Genomic DNA, 22,211 nt, shown 5'->3' with positions numbered 1-22,211 from the left:
GCCGGCGAAAACGCCGGCCTTTTTGTATCTAACTGATTGATTAACTTAGCCACGAAAGCCCGTTGCGACGACGAATTTCTCGGAACTGTCCGAGCGGCTGGCAGGGGGTTTCATATGCGCAACCTTGTCGAATTTCTGCTTGAGCAGCTTTTGCAGGTCACCTTCTGCGCCACCCGCAAGTACTTTGGCGACAAAGGTGCCACCGACTTCCAGCACATCAAACGCAAAATACGCCGCGGCCTCACAAAGCGCCATAATGCGCAAGTGATCGGTTTGTTTGTGGCCTGATGCCGAGGCCGCCATATCCGACATCACAACGTCAGCTTTGCCACCCAACCATTCTTTAACCTTTAGGTCCGCATCATCTTCCATGAAGTCCAATTGATGCAATTCTGTGCCGGCAATCGTTTCGATTTCCTGCAAGTCAACGCCAAGGATCGTGCCGACTTTCTTGCCAGACTTTTCACCAAGGGCATTCACCCGTGGAACGGCAACCTGGCACCAACCACCGGGGGCACAGCCAAGGTCCACCACACGTGCGCCAGGCACCAGAAAACGGAATTTATCATCCAATTCCAAAATCTTATAAGCGGCCCTGCCCCGAAAGCCATCAACTTGGGCGCGCTTCACATATGGATCATTCAGCTGACGTTCCAGCCACAGCTTGGACGACAATTTACGTCCACGCGCGGTTTTCACCTTCACAGTCAGATCTCGGTATCCCCGTCCACTTTTTGTCGCTTTTACCATATCTTCATCCTTCCAGTACCGCGGCCTATCGCCAGCCTGTGCTCATGCCCGTTTCAGCCATGGGCGTCAAGCTTTCGCCCATCATCGGACATCAAAGCGTATAACAAACCTTCACGCAGGCCACGATCCGCAACAGACAACCTTTGCGTGGGCCATACGCGTATCAGAGCCTGCAAAATCGCGGAGCCCGACATGATTAGCGCAGCCCGATCACGGCCAATGCGCGGGTCTTGCCGACGCCCATTTGGGCCCAATTGCAAATAGCCATGAATGACCTTGTCGATCTGATCCGATGTCATCTGCAATCCGTCAACCTTATTGCGATCATAGCGCGTCAAGCCCAAATGCGAGGCCGCAACCGTGGTGATTGTACCAGAGGTTCCGACGATCTGAAAACCGTCGTGTGAATGCAGCCGATCATAGGGCGCAAAGCTTTGCAGCTTTTCTTCAAAGAACCATGACATCAGGGCAAAGCGCCCCCCGTCGTCATCAACATCTTCAAACTGATCGCGCAGGGTCGCGACCCCCAAAGGAACTGAGATCCAATCAATCACTTTTGCGCCGAAAGCGGGCGCAGAACCTTTGGTAAATCCTTGTTTTATTTGCAAAATTGAATTTGCCTTATCCGCCTCGGGAACGTCCGAAATATCGATCCAAACCAGTTCGGTGGATCCCCCACCAATATCGACGACCAGCAGTTGTTCTGTTTTCTTATGTACAAGGGGGGCGCAGCTGATTACGGCCAGGCGGGCTTCTTCTTCGGCTGGGATAATCTCAAGCGGCAACCCCGTCTCGCGCTTCACCAGACGTATAAAATCACGGGAATTCTTAGCACGTCGACAGGCTTCTGTCGCAACCAAACGCATGCGCGTTACATCATGTTGGCGCAGCTTCCGCTGGCAGATGCGCAGTGCTTGAATGGTCCGATTGATAGAGGAACGCGACAAACGCCCTGTTGCCTCAAGCCCTGCACCCAGCTGAACGGCTTTGGAAAAGCTGTCCACAACTCTAAACTGGCCTCCCTCAGGGCGGGCGACCAGCATTCGACACGAATTTGTGCCCAGATCAAGCGCCGCATAAAGCGGCTTCGATCTGGGGGTCTGAGGCACGGGAGTCTCGACCGTTTTGGGAAACGCGCCCGCACCTTTGGGACGCCTGGGCGACATACCGCCCTCCATTTCAAGTTACCTCGACAATAGGCATCCGCAGGTTGAGACGCAAGAGCCAGTCAAAGCCAATTTCCCGCTTTCGAACGCTCCGCACCCTCGCCCATCTCAACGGGACCTGCAAATCAATCAGAAATGCAGAAGTAAAACGCAGACAAATTCAGCTCGACATGAGATTTTCTCAAGGTAATCTGCACCGATCAGCAGATCGGAGGTCATCATGATTCAGCACTGGCAGCACGCGTTAGAAACCCACTGGAATATCAGCGCCGAACTTACCCAACTTGACGGTGAATATGACCTGAATTTCAAGGCCAGCAGTGGGCATGTTCTAAAAGTCATGCGGCCCGGTTGTGATGCTGCATTCATCGATATGCAAACCAGCGCCATTGACGCCGCCCGCAAAGCTGATGCAGATCTCCCCCTTCCCGATGTCATAACCACAGGTACCGGCGCCCTATTCCTTGAGCTGCCTGATGAAAACGGCGAAACGCGCCTGTGTTGGGTGCTGTCCTTGGTCGCGGGGCGTCCATGGGCAAAATTTCGTCCCCATGCTGCCCCCTTAATCGCCGATCTGGGCGCACAAAATGCGCGCCTCACACTGGCTATGTCTGGTTTTGAACACCCAGAACTACATCGCGACTTCAAATGGAATTTGATGGATGCGGGTTGGATCAAAGATGACCTTGATGTCATCAAAGATGCCTCACGCAACGCCCTCATATCCGATATGTGTCGTGGGTTTGCGGATGCTAAGGCGCAACTAAACACCCTTCCACGCGTCGCAATTCATAACGATCTAAACGACTATAACATTCTCGTGTCTGGATCACTCAGCGAGGTACCACATGTCAGCGGATTGATCGATTTTGGCGATATGTGCATCGGCCCACGCATCGTCGACTTAGCGATCACAGCGGCTTATCTTGTGCTGGGTGATGTTGATGCAGAAAAAGCACTGGTGGCCTTGGTCCGCGGGTATCATTCTGTCTCGCCCCTGACGCCACAAGAAACTGATCTGATTTGGCCGCTTTTAAAAATGCGCCTTGCCGTATCCGTGGTGAATTCCACCGTCATGGCAGCGGAAAACCCTGACGATCCTTACGTGACCATCAGTCAAGCCCCCGCTTGGAAATTCCTTGAACATCATAATGTTAACGAAGGTTTGATCAACGCACGCCTGCGTGCAGCATGCGATCTACCTGTCACAGATGCAGCTGACAGAGTGATGGCTTGGCTGGCATCTGAGCGTGGAAACTTCGCCCCCGTTATGAGCGAAGATCTGTCACAAGCCCCTTTGGGCAGCCTGTCGGTCGAGGCCTGTGCAACCCCACAAAACCCCTTTGATATGCCCCTAGCTGAAGCCGCTATTGTGGGCAAAGAATATGAACAAGATGACGGCGAAGGCAGTTATAAAACATGGCTTGGCTATTATAACGAACCACGCCTGGTGTACGCCGATCTGGCCTTCCGCAAGGGGCCCTATAAGGCCAGTGACCGCCGGACAGTGCATTTGGCGATTGATGCCTTCGCCCCTGCCGGACGCAAACTTTTGGCCCCCTGTGACGGAGAAGTGTTCTGCGCAGAATATCGGGCCGGGCATTTGGATTACGGCGGTGTTATCATTTTGAAGCACCAAACCCCCGAGGGTGATGATTTCTACACGCTGTATGGTCACCTTAATCCTGAATTTAAAGACCGTCTGAACATCGGTGACAAAGTCGCCAAGGGTGAAGCCTTTTGTCAGCTCGGCGATCCAACCCAGAACGGCGGCTGGGCCCCGCATGTGCATTTCCAGCTGGCCCTGTCCACCGACGGTATGGGGGAAGATTGGCCAGGCGTGGGTGACCCGGACGAGATGTTCCTGTGGGAACGTCTCTGCCCTAATCCGGCGATGCTCATGAATCTTCCTGACGATTACGCACGTTGGGAACCTACTGACAAATCACAGGTTCTTGCGGATCGTGACGCCTATTTTGGCAAAAATCTAAAGCTGTCATATTCCAATCCCGCCATGCTTGTGCGCGGCTGGAAGCACCATATGTTTGACGAATGGGGTCGCCCCTATTTGGACGCTTACAACAACGTCCCCCATGTCGGTCACGCCCATCCACGCATCCAATCTGTGGCTGCAGATCAGTTGAAACGGATGAACTCAAACACCCGATATTTACACCCTGCACAGGTGGCCTTTGCAGAAAAAATTCGCTCGAAATTGCCCGATCCCTTGAATGTCTGCTTTTTCGTGAATTCCGGCACCGAGGCCAATGAACTAGCGCTGCGTCTGTCGCGCACGGCCTCTGGCAACAAAGGCATGGTGACGCCCAATCACGGCTATCACGGCAACACGACCGGGGCGATTGACATTTCCGCGTATAAATTCAATGCTAAAGGTGGTGTTGGGCAAGCGGATTGGGTTGAGCTTGTTGAGGTCGCGGATGACTACAAAGGCCGTTTTGGCCGCGACGATAATGACGCAGCCCAGAAATACGCTGACCTTGTGGATGACGCTATCATCAAGCTGCAAAGCAAAGGCCATGGTGTCGCCGGCTTTATCGCGGAAACCTTCCCCTCTGTTGGCGGGCAAATCATTCCGCCCAAGGGTTATCTTCCTGCGGTATATGACAAAATTCGTGCCGCTGGCGGCATCTGCATCGCGGATGAAGTGCAAACAGGCTTGGGCCGCTTGGGCGAATATTATTTCGCCTTTGAACACCAAGGTGCAGTGCCTGACATCGTAGTTCTGGGAAAACCGATCGGCAATGGGCACCCGCTTGGCGTTGTCATCACCACACGCGAAATCGCTGACAAATTCGCCCAAGGTCCCGAGTATTTCTCGACCTTCGGTGGATCAACATTATCTTGCCGCATGGGTAAGGAAGTTCTTGATATCGTTGATGACGAAGGGCTTCAGGAAAATGCCCGCGCGCGCGGTGCTGAGTTAATGTCTGGGCTCAAAGTCTTAATGGAAAAATACGACGTCATCGGTGATATCCGCGGGATGGGCCTGTTCATCGGGGTTGAGTTGGTTACGGATCACATGGCCAAAACCCCAGCAACAGAGGCCGCATCTTATGTTGTGAACCGCCTGCGTGAACACCGCATTTTGACGGGGCGCGAGGGCCAAGATGACAATATCCTAAAAATCCGCCCCCCTCTGACGATTGATGCGGAAGATATTGATATGTTGATCGGCGTGATGGATAAGGTGTTAAAGGAAACCACCTGTTTGATGCATTAAGAAAGCCGAATGGCCCGATCCACTCATATTCGAAATTTAACCAACATTAATCAACTTGAGGGGCCTCAGCCCCCTCTTGTTGTTCATGCCGAAGGTGATTGGTTCGATCATATTCTGTCAGGTGGATGTGATTTCTTTGAAAAGATTTCACAAACTGCATTCGCACATAATTTCCGACCACTCTTGGTGAATACCTATGACGTATTGTCTCCAAGCGTGATTTACACCGACCACCTTCAAATTGTGATTGGCCCCAAACACCCACAAGGTCCGCGTATATTTCACGCTCGTCCCAGCTATATTCAAAACTTCTGGTACTTAGACCCCCAAGGGTTTTACTGGAACTCAAGTGTTAACGAATTAACCTTTTCCCCAGACAGGGTAGATTGCGCAGAAGCCACGTATTTCTTTAACGGCGTCAGCGGTTACTTCACGCGCAATAACATCTCGCTGCGCCCGCAAAATGACAGGGGGGCCCTGCCCCCGGCTGATGCGTTTATCCCTTTACAAAATATCGAGAAATACCCACGTAAAATACACCACTTGACCTCTGCAGAGATCATCGAAACCACCTGTAGATCAGTCTCTGGGCGGGTCTATGTGAAACTACATCCACTGCACAATGAAGCTGCGAAACAAACCCTGCGCGACATCTGTGCCCGGTTTGCAAATGCCGTCCTATCGGATGCCAGTGTTCATGATCTGATTGCGGCGTCTAACATGGTGATCTCGCAAAATTCGGCCGTCGGATTTGAGGCCTTGATGCATAAAAAACCTGTCCTGATTTGCGCCGAATGTGATTATCATCATGGGGCCTTAACTTGCAAGACCAGCCATGATCTGCGAGACAACATTCAGAACGCAATGGGCCACTTTCACGCTTTCCCCTTTGAAAAATATTTCTATTGGTTCTTAGGACAACAGATGCTGGAACCACAAAAAGAAGAATTCACAGATCGGGCCTGGGCTCGGCTTCTGTCCACATCGTAACAAAAGGTTCGTCATGCAGGTTTTGCGAAATCATTGGCAGTTAATCGTGCTGTTTGCCTTGGTGATGGTCTTTTGGAACGGTCCGCAAATGGTGCCGTTAAAGCTTCTGGTCGTGTTCTTTCACGAATTCTCACATGCCCTGATGACCTGGGGAACGGGTGGATCTGTGGTGGATTTCACGGTCAGTGCCAATATCAGCGGAGAAGTCCTTTCACGTGGCGGCAGTCGCTTTCTTATCTTGCAAGCCGGGTATCTTGGCTCATTGGCGATAGGCGCGTTTCTGTTTGTCTTGGCTGTTCGCACAGATCTTGATCGTTGGATCACAGGCGTCATAGGGGTGCTGATGGTCATGATCGCCCTTCTTTATGTCAGCGCGGATTTCTCCACCTTCTTTGCACTCGGCACCGGCGCTGCATTGATTGCTCTGGCGTGGTTTGCCCCGGTTCGGGTCAATGATTTAATCCTGCGTATTATCGGTTTGGCCAGCATGGTCAGCGTGCCGCGCAGCCTTTGGAATCACACAATCCAATTTCCTGAATTGCAGTCAGACGCACGCATGTTGTCGGATGAATATGGATTGCCAGTCCTCATCTGGGGTGTCATCTGGCTTTTAATCAGCGCGGCTATAATCTTCGCCAGCCTGTACAAAGGACTACGGGGCAACAGCAACCTCATCATCCATTAAGCTCCAATCATCAGCCCAACGCGTATCCAGCACCACGTACAGTGCGCAAAGGATCATCGCCACCCGCCTTCATCAATGCCTTGCGCAGGCGTCCGATGTGCACGTCAACGGTACGCGTATCCACATAGATATCGCGCCCCCACACCCGGTCCAAAAGCTGTTCACGTGACCACACCCGACCTGGCTTTTCCATAAATGTGCTCAGCAGGCGATATTCGGTTGGGCCAAGTTTCACCGGCTCATTCCCCCGCCACACTTTATGACTTTCCGCATCCAATGTGATGTCATCAAAGGAAAGCTTTTCCCCAACGGAAGCAGGGCGTGAACGGCGCAACTGGTTGCGCACACGGGCCATCAGTTCGGCGATGGAATATGGTTTCACCACATAATCGTCTGCCCCTGTTTCAAGTCCACGAACTTTGTCGACGTCTTCGGAACGGGCCGACAACATGATCACCGGTATGTTGCGCGTTTCCGCGCGTGCTTTTAGACGTCGGCAAATCTCGATCCCGGACACGCCAGGCAACATCCAATCCAGCATGATCAGATCTGGTGCTTCTTCTGAGATCAGCAGCAACCCCTCTTCTCCGTCTTCCGCGCTGCGCACGTTAAAGCCTTCGGCTTCAAAGTTGTAAGAAAGCACTTCTCTCTGTGCTGGTTCGTCTTCAACAATAAGTACTGAGGGCTGTCCAACTGACATTGCTCGTCTCCGTTACTTTGTTTCAACATCTGAGATGATATAGGAGCCTTTATCGCGCGGATCCTCAGGCAATTCGCCCGTCACAAGATAGATCACCTGTTCCGCCACTGACGTTACATGGTCGCCCATGCGTTCGATGTTCTTGGCAATAAAATGCAAATGCATGCAGGCCGTGATATTGCGCGGATCTTCCATCATGAATGTCAGAAACTCGCGAAACAATGCGTTGTACATTTGATCGACGTCATGGTCACGTGCACGCACATCAGCGGCCTTTTCGACGTCACGCTGAATATACGCGTCCAGCGCATCTTCCAGCATGGCCTCAACCGCTTTGGCCATACGGCGGATCGCACCATTGGCACCGTCGATCTCTGGCATGTGAACAAGAACGGCGGTTCGTTTCGCCAGATTTTTAGCGTAATCACCGATGCGTTCAAGGTTTCCCGCGATTTTCATCACCGAAAGCACAGTGCGCAGATCCGTTCCCATTGGCGCGCGCAAGGCCAGAAGACGGGCGGTTTCTTCGTTGATTTCCTCTTCGAGCGCATCAATGGCTTTGTCAGCCGCCCGCACCTTATCGGCCAATTCCACGTCTTTCGTGTCAAGCGCGCGTGCACTGTCGGCAATGCCCAGCTCTACGAGGCCGCCCATCTTCATAATCAGCGCCTGAATACCTTCAAGGTCGCGGTCAAAAGCGCTAGCAATATGTTGATCTTGCATGTTTTTTCCTCTGAGGTCGGGATCAGCCGATCCGGCCGGTGATATAAGATTCGGTACGTGGGTCAATCGGATTAGTGAAAATCTGCCCGGTTTCACCAAATTCGACAAGGTTTCCCAAATGGAAAAACGCCGTCTTTTGCGACACGCGTGCGGCCTGCTGCATTGAATGCGTCACAATCACGACACTGAATTTCTGCCGCAAGTCATCAATCAGCTCTTCAACCTGTGCCGTCGCGATCGGATCAAGTGCTGAACATGGCTCGTCCATCAGCAGAACTTCGGGTTGTGTTGCAACAGCGCGTGCAATGCAAAGACGTTGTTGCTGGCCACCGGACAGACCTGTTCCAGGCGCATCCAGACGGTCTTTGACTTCATCCCAGATCGCAGCACGACGCAAGGATTTCTCAACGATATCATCAAGATCCGCCTTGTTCTTCGCCAATCCATGAATGCGCGGACCATAGGCCACATTGTCATAAATCGATTTAGGGAATGGGTTGGGTTTTTGGAACACCATGCCAACTTTGGCGCGCAATTGCACCGGATCCACCTTAGGGTCGTAAATGTCTTCCCCATCCAGCAAGATTTGCCCACTGACCCGGCAAATGTCGATCGTGTCGTTCATCCGATTCAAACAGCGTAGGAAAGTGGATTTGCCGCACCCTGATGGGCCGATGAAGGCGGTGACGGTTTTGTCTTCGATCTCAACGTTCACGTCTTTGATCGCATGGGTGTCGCCATAATGGACCTGAACCCCGGTGGCGGAAATTTTGCGCGTGCTCACGTGTGTGGCCCTTTCTGCAATTCTCATATCATTCATTATATCAGCTCCTGCCCTTTACCAGCGACGCTCGAACCGGCGGCGCAGCATCACGGCGACGGCGTTCATGATGATCAGGAAGACCAACAAAACAATAATTGCACCAGAGGCCCGTTCCACAAAGCCCGCATCCGCACGTTGTGTCCAATTGTAGACCTGCACAGGCAAGGCCGAGGCCGGATCAAAGAACCCCTCAGGAGGTGCTGCGGGAAATTCCTTCACAAAGGCGACCATGCCGATCAAAAGCAAAGGGGCGGTTTCGCCCAAGGCTTGGGCCAGGCCAATAATCGTGCCGGTCAAGATGCCAGGGGCTGCCAAAGGCAGGACATGGTGGAAGACTGATTGCATCTTCGACGCCCCAACCCCCAATGCCGCGTCGCGGATGCTGGGTGGGACAGATTTCAAAGAGGCTCGCGTCGCGATGATGATTGTAGGCAAAGTCATCAGCGTCAACACCAAGCCACCAACGATGGGGGCCGATTGCGGCATGCCGCCGAAGTTGATGAAAATCGCGAGGCCCAAGATCCCGAACACAATCGACGGAACCGCTGCAAGGTTTGAGATATTCACTTCAATTAAATCGGTCCATTTGTTGGTTGGCGCGAATTCTTCAAGATAGATGGAGGCCGCAACACCGATGGGCAAGGCCAGCACCAGAACGATCATCATCATGTAAAGCGACCCTAAAATCGCCACCCCAAGACCGGCCGCTTCTGGGCGCTGACCAGAGGCATCAGGTGAGGTCAGGAACGCAAAGTTAAAGCGCTTCTCAAGATTACCGCCCTCAACAAGAAGGTCAACTAGATCAAGCTGTTGTGGGCTGACATTACCATCAAGCGCGGCAATTTCACGATCTACACGACCTTTCATATACCCATCAACACGCCCATTCGCGAGCATCTCAAGTGTCACGGTCATACCAACCACATCGGGGTTTGCCAACACAAAGCGACGCAGCTGCGCAGCCGCTTCTTTAGAGATGATCGCGCCCATATCTTTGGGTGTCATTCCATCGGGCATGCCCCAGCCAAGTTGGTCAGCGCGCGCAACAACAGCCGCACGGATCAAAGGCGTATATCCGAAGGTCGAGACAGATTTCATCTCTTCCACATTGCGGTTGCCCTGTTTGTCCAGCTTGTCGGCAGGCAGTTCCACTTGCAACGTCACATAGGTCTGCATGAAGGCGCCGGATCCGTTGCTAAGCACCGATGACAGCAGCACAATAAGGGCGATGATGCCAACGGCAATGGCAGACAGACCATAGGCCCGAAAGCGTTTCTCAGCGAGATTACGACGACGGACATTATCCGTGATCGCAAAAAGGGATGAGCCTTGGATTTCGGTACTCATTCGTATTGCTCCCGGTATTTGCGCACGATGTAAAGCGCAAGCACGTTAAGTCCCAGGGTGATGACAAACAATGTCAGCCCCAATGCGAAAGCCACCAGTGTTTCCGGGGCTGCAAAATCAGTATCACCTGTCAATTGACTGACGATACGTGTGGTCACGGTGGTCATGGCCTCAAGCGGGTTGATCGCCTCAAGCAGACCTTTATCAAGCTGTGCAGCGGCGGCACCTGCCCCCATCACCACAATCATGGTTTCGCCAATGGCACGTGATGTGGCCAACAGAACCGCACCCACAATGCCAGGCAAAGCGGCGGGTATAATGACCTGGCGAATGGTTTCAGATTTCGTCGCCCCAAGGCCCAAAGACCCATCGCGCAAAGATTGTGGTACGGCGTTAATGATATCGTCAGACAATGAACTTACAAAGGGGATCAGCATGATGCCCATTACAAGCCCCGCCGTCAGCACGGAATCCGCCCCGCCGCTGAACCCAAGAGGTTGTGCAAAATAGTCGCGCAAGGCCGGACCTACGGTCAGCAAGGCAAACAACCCATATACAATCGTCGGAATACCCGCGAGGATCTCGATCAACGGCTTGGCGACAGCCCGCAGTCCTGGCCCCGCATATTCAGACATATAGATCGCGGCAAACAACCCGATTGGCACAGCAACAACCAAAGCGATCAGTGAGATATATAAGGTGCCCCACAGCAGTGGAAGAATACCAAGCGCGGAATCCCCACGGAAATCAGGTGCCCATTTGATGCCAAAGAAGAAACTTGTCGCCTCGTATTGTCCGAAGAAATTCCACGTTTCAAACAACATCGACATCACAATACCAAGCGTCGTCAGGATCGCGATCGACGCAGCTGAAATCAGCAACGCCAGCACAGCTTTTTCAACAATGTTGCGCGCGCGGAAATCCTTATCGCTGCGGGACCAAGCATATGCTGCACCGATCATCGCCAAAGTCAGCACCGAGAACATCATGTAAAGCGACGCCCGGCGTGTCATCATGCGGTATTTTTGCGCGGCAAACAGGACCTCAGCTTGGACATCAGACCCAAGCGCAACACCAACACTGGCAAGCCGTTCACGCAGGTTTGTCAACTCAGAACGCAGGCCCGTGGCCTCATCCGGCGTCATGCCCCCCTCGGCGATGGCCGTATCAAGACCATGGGCAATGCGACGTACATCAGACATCATCAAGGACCGTGTTGTATCCTCAGAAATTGCAGCGTCCGGGATCAATTTTGACACTGAAGTCTCGATCAACAGTGGCTGCATAATCAGCCAAAGCGCAAGGACCGCAAGGGACGGCACAATGGCGCTTAATGCTGCGTTTGTGCCATAATAATTAGGAAGGGAATGCAGCGCCCGGCTGTCGCCATCCGCTGAGGTCATCGCCCGATTGCGTGCGGCCCAAAAGCCAATCGCCGCAACGGCAAAAACCATTATAAGTATCCAGAGAAGAGGCATGTGTAGCAGCCAGTAACCGGTGTGGAAGAAGACTGACCCCCGCGCAATCGGGGATCAGCTGTGTTTTTTATGCGCCCAAAGGCTTAATTGCTGACACCCGCTGCAGCAACGGCAGCTTGGATATCGGCCAGCTCTGGGTCAGACACGAGGCCATATTCAGCCAATGGGCCATCTGGACCTGCGATTTCATCAGACACGAAGAATTCAGCGTATTCTTTCAGACCTGGGATCACGCCGACATGCGCGCCTTTGATGTAGAAATACAGTGGGCGTGACACAGGGTATTCGCCCGTTGCAATGGTTTCCGTCGAAGGCACGACACCGCCCATCGGGGCAACTTGCAAGATGGATGTGTTGTTCTCATAGAAGGCCAATCCAAACACACCGATGCTGTGTGGCGTCGAGATGATGCGCGCCAGCGTCTCGGTGTAATCGCCATCAATATCAACGGTGCGGCCGTCTGTGCGCAGTGAAATACAAGCTTTCTCTGCAGCTTTTCCGCGTGCTTTATCTGTGTCGCCTTCTGCAGCCGCGAGGTAGGTATCGTAATCACCTGTCGCTTCACAACCCGCCAAAATCACTTTGTCTTCAAAGACTTCGCGTGTACCGTGTTTCGTGCCTGGGATAAACGCCTGAATTTCTTGCTCTGGCAAGTCAGGGTTTACTTCGTTCCACATGGTATAGGGGTTCGCAACCAATTCACCGTCAACGACGACCTGCTCAGACAGGGCAAGGTACCAGTCACGTGGCTGGAACTCAAAGCTGTTGCCAGCGATGTCAGAGGCAAACACAATGCCATCATAGCCAATGCGCACTTCAACAATGTCTGTCACGCCGTTTTCAGCACAGGCTGCAACTTCGCGGTCTTTGATCGCACGAGACGCGTTCGCCACGTCGATGGTGCCTTCGCCAACGCCTTCGCAGAATTTCTTCAGGCCTGCGGATGATCCGCCAGATTCAACAACAGGTGTTGGAAAATCAAAGTTCTCGCCGAATGCTTCGGCAACGATGGCCGCGTAAGGCAATACGGTAGAAGATCCGGCAACTTGGATCTGCTCACGTGCATGCGCGGCGGTGGAAGAAGCGGCCGCAACGGCCAACACAGAAGCGGTCAATTTCAAAAATGTCATAGTGGTCAACTCCTAAATGACATGGATGGATCCCCTCAGGGAACTCGAGGGGATGAATACTGATCACAGACAATGGTTTTGTGTAGATTTCGTAACAGTTTCATGACACGTCGCGTGAAACCCGGAAAAATCACGCAGCTTTCATGGAATTTGGCCTGTGCAGGCCAAAAATTAAGGCAATATTCACCTTACGTCCCTTTTTCAGAGATCATCCGAATCCGTGGTGATTGTCTAAGCGTCCTGACGCAAAACGACCGTAAAGCAACTGCCTTGCCCAAGGGTGCTTTCCACCCGAAGTCGCCCACGATGGCGGCTGACGATATGCTTTACAATCGCGAGGCCAAGACCCGTCCCCCCCATCTCGCGGGAACGGTGGCTGTCCACACGATAGAACCGTTCCGTCAAGCGCGGGATATGTTCAGGCGTAATCCCCTCGCCCTGATCACACACACGGACTTCCAAACTAGGACAACGCAAAGATCGGTCATGTTCGATCCGGGCGATCTCAACCGTGACAGTTTTGTCCCGGCCGCCATATTTCAAAGCATTCTCAACCAAGTTGGTAAAGATCTGTTGCAGCTGATCCCGATCACCCAATACAGGCCCAATGTCATCAGCGTGAACAAGCTTCACATCACACCCCTGCCCCTGCGCCAATGGTTTCAAGGTCTGCAATACCGAACGCAACACAGATACAATGTCGATCTCATCTGTGGGACGCATACGTTCATCGCCTTCGACGCGCGACAAAGATAATAAATCGCCCACGAGACGGTTCATGCGGCCCGCCTCTTTATCCATAATGCCCAAAAAACGATCACGCACTTTTTCGTCGTCTCGTGCAGCCCCCCGCAGAGTTTCAATAAATCCCGAAAGCGCTGTCAGCGGCGTGCGCAATTCGTGGCTGACGTTGGCAACAAAATCGCGCCGCATCTGGTTGGCTGTTTCCAACGCGCTGACATCTGTAAAGCTGACAAGCACCCCCAAGAAATCCCCCTGAACCGTCAGGGGCGAACAAATAACATCCCATGTGAAGGCCTGATCCCCTTCGCGCCCAACGAAGTTTGACAAGGTTTTCTCGCGGTGTGACAGAACTTTCTCAATCGCTTCCAGCAGCTTAGGTTGCCGCAGTCCCATCACAAAATGGCGCCCCAAAATGTCATGCCCCAACAAATCGATTGCGGCGTCGTTCATACCTTCGATCCGTTCAGACGTTCCAATCGCGACCAAAGGCAAATGGATGGCATTGAGAAATGTTTTCAAATCAAGGCGTTGCATAATATCCGTCCGCTTCTGAGACATCTCGTCTCAACCCAGGTTAGTAAAGTTAATGGCATAGTGAACACCAATGGCATTGTGGCTGTTCCCCAACCCGAACCTACCGTGCGTCAACGTCTAAACCGGATCAAATCTTGCGTCATCTGGAAATCTCGTACCACCGAAACATCACAATATCGTGTCATTTCGATGCTTGTGCCAAAAACTTCGAAAAAGAACTTCGACGCACAAATATCTCAAAATCAAAGGAAAAACATCAATTATTCATGATGTAACTTATCAGTAACCATTTTTTTTTGACAACCAGAGCAAATGGACGGCCTTATTGAGTTCAGTGTTTATGAGTGAGTCGTTTGTATTCAGAGACAATCTCTGTGTTAGAAGGATGTTCGCGCGTAATGGCCAACACTGTTATTTTAGTTATCGGTAACGTTGAAAGCTGGCTTTCAAGCGGACGATCACTTCCCCAGGATGAGGCGCTGGTTTTCATCGACTTCCACGCGTTTTCAGCAGAGGCATTGCTGAAACACCGACCAACTATGATTCTGACACCACTGACATCATTAGATTTCGATGCATTGGACATTGCAGAACGCCTTCAAGCCTTTCGGTTTGCTGGGGCCTTTCGCATTCTCGCGCCCAAACTGCCCAACCCAGAAATGATCGCCCGCGAGATCAACTACAAAGCCCCCAACGTCGATTCTGAAATCATCGAGCTCAGCCGACTGCCAGAATTCAAATTGGTCCCCTCCTGAGGCGGTGACATATTTGATGTCAAAACTTGGCGTTTGTCGTCGCTTCTGAATATGCCGAACGATCCGCGCGACAGCTATAGCTTAAGACAGGTTAATCCCGTCAAAAATCGCTGTGCATTCATTTGATACCCAACTGCGGAACGGAGCAAACCTTCAATCGCGTCATCAGATAGGTCACGCACCACTTTTCCTGGCACCCCCATCACCAAAGATCCATCGGGGATTACTTTGCCCTCAGTGATCAACGCCCCTGCCCCAATCAGGCAGTTTTTCCCAATTTTCGCACCGTTCAACACCGTCGCACCCATACCGATCAAACTGTTGTCGCCAATGGTGCAGCCATGCAGCATCGCCTTATGGCCCACGGTACAGCCCGCTCCGATCACCAGTGGAAACCCCATGTCCGTATGCAAAACACAATTTTCTTGGATATTGCTGCCCGCGCCCAGATCGATCAGTTCATTGTCGCCTCGAAGGGTCGAACCGAACCACACAGATGACCCTGCCTGCAGCCGAATCTTTCCGATGACATTGGCATCTGGAGCAACAAAAACGTCAGAGGCGATCTCGGGGCTATGTTCATCCAGCGCGTAGATCGTCATGACATTTCCTCAAATTCAGCCTGCAGCCCGCGAATATGTTCCACGACCCCTGGCTGTTGTTCACGGCGCAAACGTTCGGATGCGACAATCGTCAATAAACGTTCTTCCGTTGCATCCAGATCGTCATTCACCAGAACATAGTCGTAATTTGACCAGCGACTGATTTCGTCCCAGCTTTTGCGCATCCGTTTTTCAATCACTTCTTCGCTGTCCTGACCACGTCCTTCCAGACGTGCCCGCAATTCAGCGATGGAAGGTGGCAGCAAGAAAATCGACAAAGCGTGTTTGCCAAGGTCCGTATTGCGAATTTGCTGTTCGCCCTGCCAATCAACGTCAAACAACACGTCTTGGCCGGCCTCAACCGCTTCCAACACAGGACCACGGGGCGAGCCATAGAAATTGCCGAAAACATGCGCATGTTCCAGCATCATGCCGTCAGCGACGTCACGTTTGAAATTGGCCTCGGTCATAAAGTGATAATCTTGACCGTCAACTTCGCCAACACGTGGTTCGCGCGTGGTGGCCGATACGGAAAAGCGAATGGTTGGATCCCATCTACGCAAACGTTTGGAAAGTGTCGATTTGCCCGCGCCAGATGGCGAAGACAGGATCATCAAAAGGCCCCGGCGCTGGTTGGTGTTCATCGACTACTCCACATTCTGAATTTGTTCGCGCATCTGATCAATCACAGCCTTCAGGTCAAGTCCCGTAGCCGTCAAATCGCTGTCTTGGCTTTTGGAACACAGTGTATTCGCCTCGCGGTTAAACTCCTGCATCAAGAAATCAAATTTCCGACCGCGTGGCCCATCTTCCCCCAATAAAGCACGCGCGGCTTTGATATGGGTCAGCAAACGGTCCGTTTCTTCAGTGACGTCAGCCTTCACTGCCAACAGGGCCAGTTCCTGTGCAAGGCGCCCTTCATCGACAGCTTCGCTATTGTCTAAAATCCGCGCGATATTCTCGCGAAACGCCTGTTCTACCTTTGGCAGGCGCGCGCGGGCTTGGGCAGTGGCTTGTTCTGTAAGTTGTTCAATTTCAGTGAGCTGCGCATCAATAATGTCCGCAAGCGACAGCCCTTCGGCAGCACGCATGTCTAGGAAATCCTGCAATACAGAGGCGAAATCACCCTGCAGCGTTTTTGAAAGCGCCTCAGCATCGGTGATTTCAGGCGCGCTATCAAGGACACCGCGAAGCGCCATCACATCAAGCGCAGTGGTCGGCACAAGCGCCACCCCAGCGGCACGGGCGGTTGCTTCGATTTGGTTCAAGTTTTCCAGCGCCGCTGTCAATGTTTCTGGAACCACCCGCACCGAAGACGCGGTTTCTTCCCGCGTCAAACGCAGGTTCAGCGTGACCGATCCGCGTGCCAAAACGCCAGTCAAAGCCGTGCGCAGCGTCTGTTCCAGACCTGGCAACCAATCCGGCATACGCAGGCGCAAATCAAGCCCACGCGCATTCACTGCGCGCAATTCCCAAGTCCAGCTGAAGCCGTGTTTTGCCCCCTGACCTGAGGCAAATCCAGTCATTGAGTTAACCATCTCTTAAGGTTTCCCACCAATTTTCGTTTTTCTGTGCGATATTAACTTACCGGTAACCATTCTGGTGTCAGGGTTAACAGAACATCACCCTGTAAACAATCGTACGGGGTTCATTAGCCGGCCCCACCGTAAGCGAGACGGGCCCATGAAAAAGAATAGCAATGAACATACTGATAAACGCATCATTTCCTTTTCGAAATACCAAGGTCAAATGACCTGGGCGGCCCTCAAACAAATGGAGGCCTATTGGGAAGGTCTACGTCATGGTCGTACGGTGCCCCTGCGCACGGATGTGAACCCGCGCGGTATTGAAAATGTTCTGGAATACGCCTTTATTCTTGAACGCATTGCGCCAGGCCTCGCACGCTTTCGCCTTGCGGGCATGCATCTGGTCGACCTGATTGGAATGGAGGTCCGCGGCATGCCTTTGACGTCGTTCTTCGTCCCAAACAGCCGTAAACCCGTGTCTTCCCTGCTTGAAGACGTGTTTCAGGGTCCAGAAACAGCGACTTTGACACTTAAGGGTGAAGCTGGGTTTGGCAAACCTGAATTGGAGGCTCGGATGCTGCTGTTGCCACTGAAAAGCGATCTTGGGGATGTGTCGCGCATCCTTGGATGCCTTGTCACAGACGGATCTGTTGGGCGCACCCCACGTCGTTTTGAAATGATCAGTGCGGAACGCAGCCTTGTGCAGCCGAAATCATCAATCTTAACGGCATCTCCAGCACCGGCAAAATCACAACCCGTCGCCGAGCCTTCATCTAAGCACCCCACGAAACAAGCTGAACGCGGATTTGCTGAAACCGCAACGCCCTTTCAAAACAAACCCAAAGTTCCCTACCTAAGGTTGGTAGAAGCCCCGGATTAAGGGCACGATAAGACATTTAAAAACGGCAAGATAAGTCGAGAAAAAAGGCCGCAACATCAATAAGATGCGGCGGCCTTTTAAACTATTAACGTCACATTAAACGGCTTGGGATTGCAACGCCTTGCGGTTCGCTGACAGCTCTTCCGCGATCAAAAACGCCAGCTCCAAAGATTGCGATGCGTTCAAACGTGGATCACAGGCCGTGTGGTAGCGGCTGGACAGATCTTCATCGGTCACAGCACGCACGCCACCCGTACATTCAGTCACGTCTTTACCGGTCATCTCAAAATGCACACCACCAGGGATCGTGCCCTCTGCTTTGTGAATGTTGAAGAATTCCTGCACTTCGCGCATCACGCTTTCAAATGGGCGGGTTTTGTAGCCAGACGCCGCTTTGATCGTGTTGCCATGCATCGGGTCACAAGACCAGACCACATTCGCGCCCTCTTCCTGAACCGCTTTCACAAGACGCGGCAGGTGATCGCCAACAGAACCGGCACCGAAACGCGCGATCAAAGTCAGGCGGCCCGCTTCGTTTTCCGGGTTCAGCTTGTTCATCAGAACCTTCAGATCATCCACATCCATGCTGGGACCACATTTCAGACCAATCGGGTTTTGCACACCGCGGCAGAATTCAACATGGGCGCCATCAGGCTGACGGGTGCGATCACCGATCCAGATCAAATGACCAGAGCCCGCAACAGGCTTGCCAGACGTCGAATCAATCCGGCACAGTGCTTCTTCATATTCCAGAAGCAGCGCTTCGTGGGATGTATAGAAATCAACGGTTTGCAATGTGTGTGCGCGTGAACTGTCCACACCAGCCGCTTTCATGAAATCAAGCGTGTCTTGAATGCGATCCGCCATATCGCGGTAACGCGCGGCGTTCTCGCCTTTGACAAAACCCTGCGTCCATGAATGCACTTGATGCACGTCTGCGTAACCACCTTGGGAAAACGCGCGCACAAGGTTCAGCGTTGCAGCCGACTGCGTATAGGCCTGCAACATTTTTTCAGGGTTCGGAATACGGGCTGCGGATGTGAAATCCAGCTCGTTGATGATATCGCCACGGAACGACGGAAGTTCAACGCCATCAATGGTTTCCGTGGGGGCAGAACGTGGTTTTGCGAATTGCCCGGCAAGACGGCCAACCTTGACCACAGGCACTTTTGCGCCCCAGGTCAAAACCATCGCCATCTGCAACATCACTTTGAATGTGTCGCGGATCATATCAGCAGAAAATTCCGCAAAGCTTTCCGCACAATCGCCGCCCTGCAGCAGGAACGCATCGCCACGAGACACATCCGCCAAAGCGGATTTCAGATTGCGGGCTTCACCGGCAAAAACCAATGGCGGATAAACCCCAAGCTGGTTCTCCACAGCGTTAAGTGCCCCCTGATCCGGATAATCCGGCATCTGGATCCGGGGCTTGTTGCGCCAGTCAGATTTTTGCCATTGCCGTGTCATTAGATTTGCTCCCGCAAGATTTGTTAAGACCTTCTCTATAAAAGCGATTGAGGGGGCTTGCCAACCGCTGAATTTGCAGGCAAAGGGCAAATTCGGTAATATCTGCATGAGATAGTACCGAAACATCTTGATCCCAGCGCCGTTTCCTGTTTCGGTTTTCAAGTTAACATGAGGTAAGCCAATGGCAGAGATTCCACAGACAATTGAGGTCGAAGCTGGCGTAAAGCCTCGACGGTTTGTCTTTGTTTTGCTTGAGAATTTCTCTTTGCTGAGCTTCTCTTCAGCGGTCGAATCTTTACGCATCGCAAACCGCATGTCGAACAACACCCTCTATGAATGGATTTTAATTGGCGAAGGCGGCGAGACCGTGTCTTGTTCCGCAGGCGCGCAGTTTAATTTAGACGGTGATCTTGACGAAATGTTGCGGGATGATCGGTTGATCCTTTGTGGTGGACTGGATGTTCAGGCAGCGACAACCAAGCGTCTACTGAATTGGGTGCGTCGCGAAGCCCGTCGCGGTCCCGTTATTGCGGGGCTGTGTACCGCTGGATTTGTCATGGCGCGCGCAGGGTTATTGGATGGCAAGAAAGCGACCATTCACTGGGAAAACCAAGACAGTTTTGCCGAGGAATTCGACGACGTTGAGCTGACCAAGTCTGTTTTTGTCATGGATGGCAATCGATATACCACGGCAGGCGGCACCTCATCCATTGATTTGATGCTTAAACTGATTGCTTCTGACCACAGTGAAGATTTGGCAAATGCCGTGGCGGATCAGTTGATCTATTCTTCCATTCGCACCGACCAAGATACACAGCGCCTGTCTGTTCCATCGCGTATTGGCGTGCGTCACCCCAAATTGTCGGCCGTCATTCAGATGATGGAACAAAACATCGAAGAACCAATCAGCCCGTCTGTTTTGGCGAAAGATGTTGGCATGTCGACACGTCAGCTGGAACGCCTGTTTCGTCGCTATTTGAACCGCTCGCCCAAACGATATTACATGGAGTTGCGGCTGCAAAAAGCGCGTAACCTTTTGATGCAAACCGACATGAGTGTTATCAATGTGGCCTTGGCCTGTGGTTTTGCCAGCCCGAGCCATTTTTCAAAATGTTACCGGTCTCATTACAACACGACCCCATATCGTGAACGTGGCAGTCGGGCGATCCGCCTAAGTATCTGATCATCTCCAGCGTCAAACAAAACGCATGATCAAAACTTGGTCCGATAGAATCACCATTCCGTTGGACCAACGCAGCGATAATACGCATTGCCATGCCTCGCAGCACAGGTCGATATTTGCGACGGCACCGCTGACAAAAGTGACATTTACTTCAAGTATAAAGCACCCAAAGGGCCTTATTTTACGTCGTTTCACCCCCATTTGAGCCAGTTCTTCGGCTAAAGGGTTTCAATTTGAATATGTTCAGCTAAACTCCGAGCCAATTAAAAAGTCTACTAGGGAGAGACACATGAAAAAGCTGCTTATGGCAACTGCCGCGACCGCAATTATGGGCGCGGGCGCTGCATCTGCTGACGGCCACGGCGCTGTTAAACTTGGCATTCTGTTTGGCTTCACCGGCCCGATCGAAACACTTTCACCACACATGGCTGCCGGCGGCGAAGCTGCGATGGCAGAAGTCAACGCGGCGGGCGGTATTCTTGACGGTCACATGGTCGAAGCTGTGCGCGCTGATTCCGGTTGTATCGACAACGGTCTTGCAACATCCAATGCTGAAAAGCTGATCTCAGCTGATGGCATTTCTGGCCTGATCGGCGCGGATTGTTCCGGCGTAACTGGCGCGGTTCTGCAAAACGTAGCGATCCCGAACGGCATGGTGATGATTTCACCTTCCGCGACCTCCCCTGCGCTTTCGTCCGCAGAAGACAATGATCTGTTCTTCCGCACCGCACCTTCTGATGCCCGCGAAGGTCAGATCCTGTCCGACATCATGATGGAACGTGGCTTCAAATCTGCGGCCCTGACCTACACCAACAACGACTACGGCAAAGGCATCGCGGAATCTTTCGCAGCCGCTTACACCGCAGCTGGCGGCGAAATCACAATCTCTGCGGCACATGAAGACGGCAAAGCAGATTATTCTGCTGAGATCGGCGCACTTGCAGCGGCTGGCGGCGACATCCTTGTTGTTGCGGGTTACCTTGACCAAGGTGGTCTGGGCATCATCAACGCGTCCCTCGATTCTGGCGCATATGAACAATTCGCTCTTCCAGGCGGCATGATCGGTGACAGCCTTCCTGAGAACGTTGGCGCTGATCTGAACGGATCGTTCGGTCTGATCGCTGGTGTTGGTGGCGATTCTGCTGAGAAAATGGCGACTATCGGCGCGGCAAACGACTTTGACAGCACGTCTTCCTTCACATCCGAAACTTATGACGCAGCTGCGTTGTTCATGTTCGCGATGGAAGCGGCGGGGTCTTCCAATGCTGCGGATTACGGCAGCAAGATCATGGAAATGGCGAATGCCCCAGGTGAGAAAATCTATCCTGGTGAATTGGCCAAAGGCCTTGAGATCATCCGCAACGGCGGCGACATCGACTATGTTGGTGGGTCCGCAGTTGAGCTGATCGGTGGCGGTGAAAGCGGTGGTTCTTACCGTATCATCGAAGTCCAAGACGGTGCCAACGTTACTGTTGAATATCGTTAAT

Annotated in this window: 20 protein-coding genes; 7 read left to right on the top strand and 13 right to left on the bottom strand. The window is 52.5% G+C overall.

Going from position 1 to position 22,211, the window contains the following annotated elements; genetic code table 11:
• Positions 1-45 precede the first annotated feature (45 nt).
• Together RJ38_RS15125 and RJ38_RS15120 are read right to left on the bottom strand one after the other, a co-directional pair.
• Positions 46-750 (bottom strand): RlmE family RNA methyltransferase, encoded by a 705-nt coding sequence (locus RJ38_RS15125; RefSeq protein ID WP_039019709.1) that lies wholly within the window; start codon positions 748-750, stop codon positions 46-48.
• A gap of 53 nt (positions 751-803) precedes the next feature.
• A complete protein-coding gene (locus RJ38_RS15120) occupies positions 804-1,916 on the bottom strand; it encodes a Ppx/GppA phosphatase family protein (RefSeq protein WP_039019708.1) in 1,113 nt (370 codons plus the stop codon).
• Between the two features lie 220 nt (positions 1,917-2,136).
• On the opposite strand from RJ38_RS15120, the gene RJ38_RS15115 reads away from it, so the two are divergent.
• From RJ38_RS15115 to RJ38_RS15105, 3 genes are read left to right on the top strand one after another with little or no spacing between them, the layout of a single operon-like run.
• Positions 2,137-5,157 (top strand): aminotransferase class III-fold pyridoxal phosphate-dependent enzyme, encoded by a 3,021-nt coding sequence (locus tag RJ38_RS15115; RefSeq protein WP_039019707.1) that lies wholly within the window; start codon positions 2,137-2,139, stop codon positions 5,155-5,157.
• Between the two features lie 9 nt (positions 5,158-5,166).
• The gene (locus RJ38_RS15110; RefSeq protein ID WP_039019706.1) at positions 5,167-6,147 is read left to right on the top strand and encodes a capsular polysaccharide export protein, LipB/KpsS family; all 981 of its coding nucleotides are present in this window, start codon (positions 5,167-5,169) and stop codon (positions 6,145-6,147) included.
• 13 nt (positions 6,148-6,160) lie between these two features.
• The gene (locus tag RJ38_RS15105) at positions 6,161-6,832 is read left to right on the top strand and encodes a M50 family metallopeptidase (RefSeq protein ID WP_039019705.1); all 672 of its coding nucleotides are present in this window, start codon (positions 6,161-6,163) and stop codon (positions 6,830-6,832) included.
• Between the two features lie 10 nt (positions 6,833-6,842).
• Here RJ38_RS15105 and phoB read toward each other — a convergent pair whose 3' ends face one another.
• The 7 genes from phoB to RJ38_RS15070 form a co-directional block, all read right to left on the bottom strand.
• Positions 6,843-7,532, bottom strand: coding sequence for a phosphate regulon transcriptional regulator PhoB (phoB, locus tag RJ38_RS15100; protein ID WP_039019704.1), 690 nt, complete (start codon positions 7,530-7,532; stop codon positions 6,843-6,845).
• A 12-nt stretch (positions 7,533-7,544) separates the two neighbouring features.
• The gene (gene phoU, locus RJ38_RS15095) at positions 7,545-8,255 is read right to left on the bottom strand and encodes a phosphate signaling complex protein PhoU (RefSeq protein WP_039019703.1); all 711 of its coding nucleotides are present in this window, start codon (positions 8,253-8,255) and stop codon (positions 7,545-7,547) included.
• A 22-nt stretch (positions 8,256-8,277) separates the two neighbouring features.
• Positions 8,278-9,075 (bottom strand): phosphate ABC transporter ATP-binding protein PstB, encoded by a 798-nt coding sequence (gene pstB, locus RJ38_RS15090; RefSeq protein WP_039019702.1) that lies wholly within the window; start codon positions 9,073-9,075, stop codon positions 8,278-8,280.
• Positions 9,076-9,093: 18 nt separating this feature from the next.
• Positions 9,094-10,425, bottom strand: a complete 1,332-nt coding sequence (gene pstA / locus RJ38_RS15085; protein WP_039019701.1) for a phosphate ABC transporter permease PstA — start codon at positions 10,423-10,425, stop codon at positions 9,094-9,096.
• Positions 10,422-11,903 carry a phosphate ABC transporter permease subunit PstC gene (gene pstC / locus RJ38_RS15080; protein ID WP_039019700.1) on the bottom strand — a complete coding sequence of 494 codons (1,482 nt, stop codon included), beginning with the start codon at positions 11,901-11,903 and terminating at the stop codon, positions 10,422-10,424. Before pstC ends, pstA begins: the two co-directional genes overlap by 4 nt.
• An 83-nt stretch (positions 11,904-11,986) precedes the next feature.
• On the bottom strand, positions 11,987-13,033 hold the full coding sequence (locus tag RJ38_RS15075; RefSeq protein WP_039019699.1) for a substrate-binding domain-containing protein: 1,047 nt from the start codon (positions 13,031-13,033) through the stop codon (positions 11,987-11,989).
• Positions 13,034-13,264: 231 nt separating this feature from the next.
• On the bottom strand, positions 13,265-14,335 hold the full coding sequence (locus RJ38_RS15070; RefSeq protein WP_238321718.1) for a sensor histidine kinase: 1,071 nt from the start codon (positions 14,333-14,335) through the stop codon (positions 13,265-13,267).
• A 374-nt stretch (positions 14,336-14,709) separates the two neighbouring features.
• Between RJ38_RS15070 and RJ38_RS15065 the strand changes: the two genes are divergently transcribed.
• A complete protein-coding gene (locus RJ38_RS15065) occupies positions 14,710-15,066 on the top strand; it encodes a hypothetical protein (protein WP_039019697.1) in 357 nt (118 codons plus the stop codon).
• A 74-nt stretch (positions 15,067-15,140) separates the two neighbouring features.
• On the opposite strand, the gene RJ38_RS15060 is transcribed toward RJ38_RS15065, so the two are convergent.
• From RJ38_RS15060 to RJ38_RS15050, 3 genes are read right to left on the bottom strand one after another with little or no spacing between them, the layout of a single operon-like run.
• Positions 15,141-15,668, bottom strand: coding sequence for a gamma carbonic anhydrase family protein (locus tag RJ38_RS15060; protein ID WP_039019696.1), 528 nt, complete (start codon positions 15,666-15,668; stop codon positions 15,141-15,143).
• Positions 15,665-16,312: a guanylate kinase gene (gene gmk / locus RJ38_RS15055; protein WP_039019695.1), complete on the bottom strand. Its 648-nt coding sequence runs from the start codon at positions 16,310-16,312 to the stop codon at positions 15,665-15,667. The genes RJ38_RS15060 and gmk overlap by 4 nt, the downstream gene beginning before the upstream one ends.
• A 3-nt stretch (positions 16,313-16,315) precedes the next feature.
• Positions 16,316-17,194, bottom strand: a complete 879-nt coding sequence (locus RJ38_RS15050; RefSeq protein ID WP_238321717.1) for a YicC/YloC family endoribonuclease — start codon at positions 17,192-17,194, stop codon at positions 16,316-16,318.
• A 157-nt stretch (positions 17,195-17,351) separates the two neighbouring features.
• Here RJ38_RS15050 and RJ38_RS15045 point away from each other — a divergent pair, with 157 nt between their 5' ends.
• The gene (locus RJ38_RS15045; protein ID WP_039019693.1) at positions 17,352-18,074 is read left to right on the top strand and encodes a PAS domain-containing protein; all 723 of its coding nucleotides are present in this window, start codon (positions 17,352-17,354) and stop codon (positions 18,072-18,074) included.
• A 96-nt stretch (positions 18,075-18,170) separates the two neighbouring features.
• On the opposite strand, the gene RJ38_RS15040 is transcribed toward RJ38_RS15045, so the two are convergent.
• Positions 18,171-19,541: a class II 3-deoxy-7-phosphoheptulonate synthase gene (locus RJ38_RS15040; RefSeq protein ID WP_039019754.1), complete on the bottom strand. Its 1,371-nt coding sequence runs from the start codon at positions 19,539-19,541 to the stop codon at positions 18,171-18,173.
• A gap of 181 nt (positions 19,542-19,722) precedes the next feature.
• Between RJ38_RS15040 and RJ38_RS15035 the strand changes: the two genes are divergently transcribed.
• Positions 19,723-20,724, top strand: a complete 1,002-nt coding sequence (locus RJ38_RS15035) for a GlxA family transcriptional regulator (protein ID WP_039019692.1) — start codon at positions 19,723-19,725, stop codon at positions 20,722-20,724.
• Positions 20,725-21,013: 289 nt separating this feature from the next.
• On the top strand, positions 21,014-22,210 hold the full coding sequence (locus RJ38_RS15030) for an ABC transporter substrate-binding protein (RefSeq protein WP_039019691.1): 1,197 nt from the start codon (positions 21,014-21,016) through the stop codon (positions 22,208-22,210).
• The last annotated feature ends 1 nt before the right edge of the window (position 22,211 follow it).

The organism is Halocynthiibacter namhaensis (assembly GCF_000812685.1).
GTDB classification, from domain to species: Bacteria; Pseudomonadota; Alphaproteobacteria; order Rhodobacterales; family Rhodobacteraceae; genus Halocynthiibacter; species Halocynthiibacter namhaensis.
The sequence above is the reverse complement of the archived record's forward strand: the minus strand, read 5'-3'. Positions and strand labels throughout refer to the sequence as shown.